2 protein-coding genes are annotated in these 3,340 nt (G+C 67.8%); one reads left to right on the top strand and one right to left on the bottom strand.

Annotated elements, in window-relative coordinates:
- Positions 1–124 precede the first annotated feature (124 nt).
- Complete coding sequence (locus K206_RS0127940; RefSeq protein ID WP_020423946.1) at positions 125–451, top strand: hypothetical protein; 327 nt, start codon at positions 125–127, stop codon at positions 449–451.
- Between the two features lie 93 nt (positions 452–544).
- On the opposite strand, the gene clpB is transcribed toward K206_RS0127940, so the two are convergent.
- Complete coding sequence (gene clpB / locus K206_RS0127945) at positions 545–3,139, bottom strand: ATP-dependent chaperone ClpB (RefSeq protein ID WP_020205675.1); 2,595 nt, start codon at positions 3,137–3,139, stop codon at positions 545–547.
- Positions 3,140–3,340: the final 201 nt, after the last annotated feature.

The following is a 3,340-nucleotide window of genomic DNA, read 5'->3' on the forward strand; positions in this document are numbered from 1 at the left end:
GCCACGGGTTCGCGCCCGTGGCGCCGGGCCCGCTCTGGTGAAATACCGTTACAGTTGTATCTGCCTGTCCGCCCGCGGCAGCGCTAGAGTAGCGTCATGGTGATTGCATGACGAGGACAAGAACATGAAGCAAGGATTCTGCTGCGCCCTGGGCATCGGGGCACTGGCCTGGGCCGTTTCGCAACCCGTGCTGGCGCGTGTGGATGTCGGCGTGAACATCGGCGTGCCGGTGGTGGTGGCGCCGGCGCCGGTCTACGTCGCCCCGCCCGCCCCGGTCTACGCGCCGCCGGCGCCCGTCTACGCCGCGCCCCCGGTGTACGGCCCGCCGCCCGTGGTGATGGCGCCCGCCGTGGTGATCGGCTGGCATGGCGACCGCTACTGGGACGGCCGCCGCTGGTGGGGCCGCCGCGACTGGTATGCGTACCATCATCCGCACGGCTACCACCGCTGAGCCGCGCGCGCCCCGCGCGGCCGGCAAAATCGTTAGTTCTTATTACAAAAAAAACCGCCCCCGAAGGGGCGGTTTTCATTTCCGGCGTCCGGCTTACGCCGCCGCCCTGGCCTCGCCCAGCACGAACTCGCCGTCGCGGTAGTCCACCGGCACCACGTCCTTGGCGGCGAACTTGCCTTCGAGGATGGCGCGCGCCACCGGGTTCTCGATCTGCTGCTGGATCGCGCGCTTGAGCGGACGCGCGCCGAACACCGGGTCGTAGCCCGCGCTGGCGATCTTGGCGATCGCCGTTTCGCTGACTTCGAGCGTCATGTCCATGCGTGCCAGCCGTGCCTGCAGCCGCTGGAGCTGGATGCGGGCGATCGACTCGATATGCTGCTGGTCGAGCGCGTGGAACACCACCACCTCGTCGATCCGGTTGAGGAACTCGGGGCGGAAATGCGTCTTCACTTCCTGCCACACGGCACCCTTCACCGCTTCGTGCGGCTCGCCGGACATGGCCTGGATGATCTGCGAACCGAGGTTCGAGGTCATCACGATCACGGTGTTCTTGAAGTCCACCGTGCGGCCCTGGCCATCGGTCAGGCGGCCGTCGTCGAGCACCTGCAGCAGCACGTTGAAGACGTCCGGGTGGGCCTTCTCGACTTCATCGAGCAGCACCACGCTGTACGGCTTGCGGCGCACCGCCTCGGTCAGGTAGCCGCCTTCCTCGTAGCCCACGTATCCGGGCGGCGCGCCGATCAGCCGGCTCACGCTGTGCTTCTCCATGAACTCGCTCATGTCGATGCGGATCAGGTGGTCCTGCGAATCGAACAGGAACTCGGCCAGCGCCTTGCACAGCTCGGTCTTGCCCACGCCGGTGGGGCCGAGGAACAGGAACGAGCCATAGGGCTTGTTCTCGTCGGCCAGCCCGGCGCGCGAGCGGCGGATGGCATCCGACACCAGGCGCACGGCCTCGTCCTGCCCCACCACGCGGCGGTGCAGGTAGTCCTCCATCTGGATCAGCTTCTCGCGCTCGCCCTGCATCATGCGCGAGACCGGGATGCCGGTCGCGCGGCTGACCACCTCGGCGATTTCCTCGGCGCCGACCTGCGTGCGCAGCAGCTTGTTCTGGTGCTTCTGCTCGCTGGCCTCGGCCGCGGTGGCGGCCTTGAGCTTGCCTTCGAGCTCGGGCAGCTTGCCGTACTGCAGCTCGGCCACCTTGTCGAGCTTGCCTTCGCGCTGCAGGCGCGTGATCTCCAGGCGGATCTTGTCGATCTCCTCCTTGAGCGCGGCCGCGCCCTGGGCGGCGCCCTTCTCGGCCTTCCAGATTTCCTCGAGGTCGGCGTACTCCTTCTCCAGGCGCTCGATCTCCTGCTCGATCAGCTCGAGCCGCTTCTTCGAGGCCTCGTCGGTCTCGCGCTTGACGGCTTCGCGCTCGATCTTGAGCTGGATGGTGCGGCGCTCGAGCTTGTCCATCACCTCGGGCTTGGAGTCGATCTCCATCTTGATGCGCGCGCCGGCCTCGTCGATCAGGTCGATGGCCTTGTCGGGCAGGAAGCGGTCGGTGATGTAGCGGTGCGACAGCTCCGCCGCGGCGACGATGGCCGGGTCGGTGATCTCCACGCCGTGGTGCAGCTCGTACTTCTCCTGCAGGCCGCGCAGGATGGCGATGGTGGCCTCCACGCTCGGCTCGTCCACCAGCACCTTCTGGAAGCGGCGCTCGAGCGCGGCGTCCTTCTCGATGTACTTGCGGTATTCGTCCAGCGTGGTGGCGCCGATGCAGTGCAGCTCGCCGCGCGCCAGCGCGGGCTTGAGCATGTTGCCGGCGTCGATGGCGCCCTCGGCCTTGCCCGCGCCCACCATCGTGTGGATCTCGTCGATGAAGACGATGGTCTGGCCCTCGTCCTTGGCGATGTCCGACAGCACGGCCTTGAGGCGTTCCTCGAACTCGCCGCGGTACTTGGCGCCGGCCAGCAGGCCGGCCATGTCGAGCACCAGCACGCGCTTGTTCTTCAGGGTCTCGGGCACCTCGCCGTTGACGATGCGCTGGGCCAGGCCTTCCACGATGGCGGTCTTGCCCACGCCCGGCTCGCCGATCAGCACGGGATTGTTCTTGGTGCGGCGCTGCAGGATCTGGATCGCGCGGCGGATCTCGTCGTCGCGGCCGATGACCGGGTCGAGCTTGCCGATGCGGGCGCGCTCGGTGAGGTCCACGGTGTACTTCTTGAGCGCTTCGCGCTGGGTCTCGGCGTCGGCGCTGTTGACCGCATCGCCGCCGCGCACGGCTTCGATGGCGGACTCCAGCGACTTGCGCCCCAGCCCGTGCTCGCGCGCGATGCGGCCGGCCTCGCCCTTGTCGTCGGCCACGGCGAGCAGGAACAGCTCGCTGGCGATGAACTGGTCGCCGCGCTTGATCGCTTCCTTCTCGGTGGCGTTGAACAGCGCGTTCAGCTCGCGCCCGACCTGGACCTCGCTGTTGCCCTGGATCTGCGGCAGGCGCTTGATGGCGGCGTCGAGCGCGCCGGTCAGGCCGCCCACGTTGACGCCGGCGCGCGCCAGCAGCCCGCGCGCGGCGCCGTCGTTCTGCGACAGCAGCGCGCGCAGCACGTGCAGCGGGTCGATGTATTGGTTGTCGTTGCCGATGGCCAGACTCTGGGCGTCGGCCAGCGCTTCCTGGAATCGGGTAGTCAGTTTGTCTAGTCGCATTAAGGATCCCTCTCTCTGTCCTGGATGAGTGTCCTGAGACGGGAGGCGCGGCCCGGCGTACCTCCGCCTGGCCCTTCCCTGTGCGTTCCGGACACTGGTTGGTCTTTTCGAAAGATAAGGCTTTGCGACGACATTTCAAGGCCGCGCGGCCGGTATTTGGAGGCCGCCCGAAGTGGCGGCGGCGATACCCGCCGGCGGGCG

Source organism: Cupriavidus sp. WS (assembly GCF_000395345.1).
Lineage (GTDB): Bacteria > Pseudomonadota > Gammaproteobacteria > Burkholderiales > Burkholderiaceae > Cupriavidus > Cupriavidus basilensis_B.

Coding starts and splice junctions, on each gene's coding strand:
- clpB (WP_020205675.1), bottom strand. CDS start 3,139: ATGCGACTAGACAAACTGACTACCCGATTCCAGGAAGCGCTGGCCGAC.
- K206_RS0127940 (WP_020423946.1), top strand. CDS start 125: ATGAAGCAAGGATTCTGCTGCGCCCTGGGCATCGGGGCACTGGCCTGG.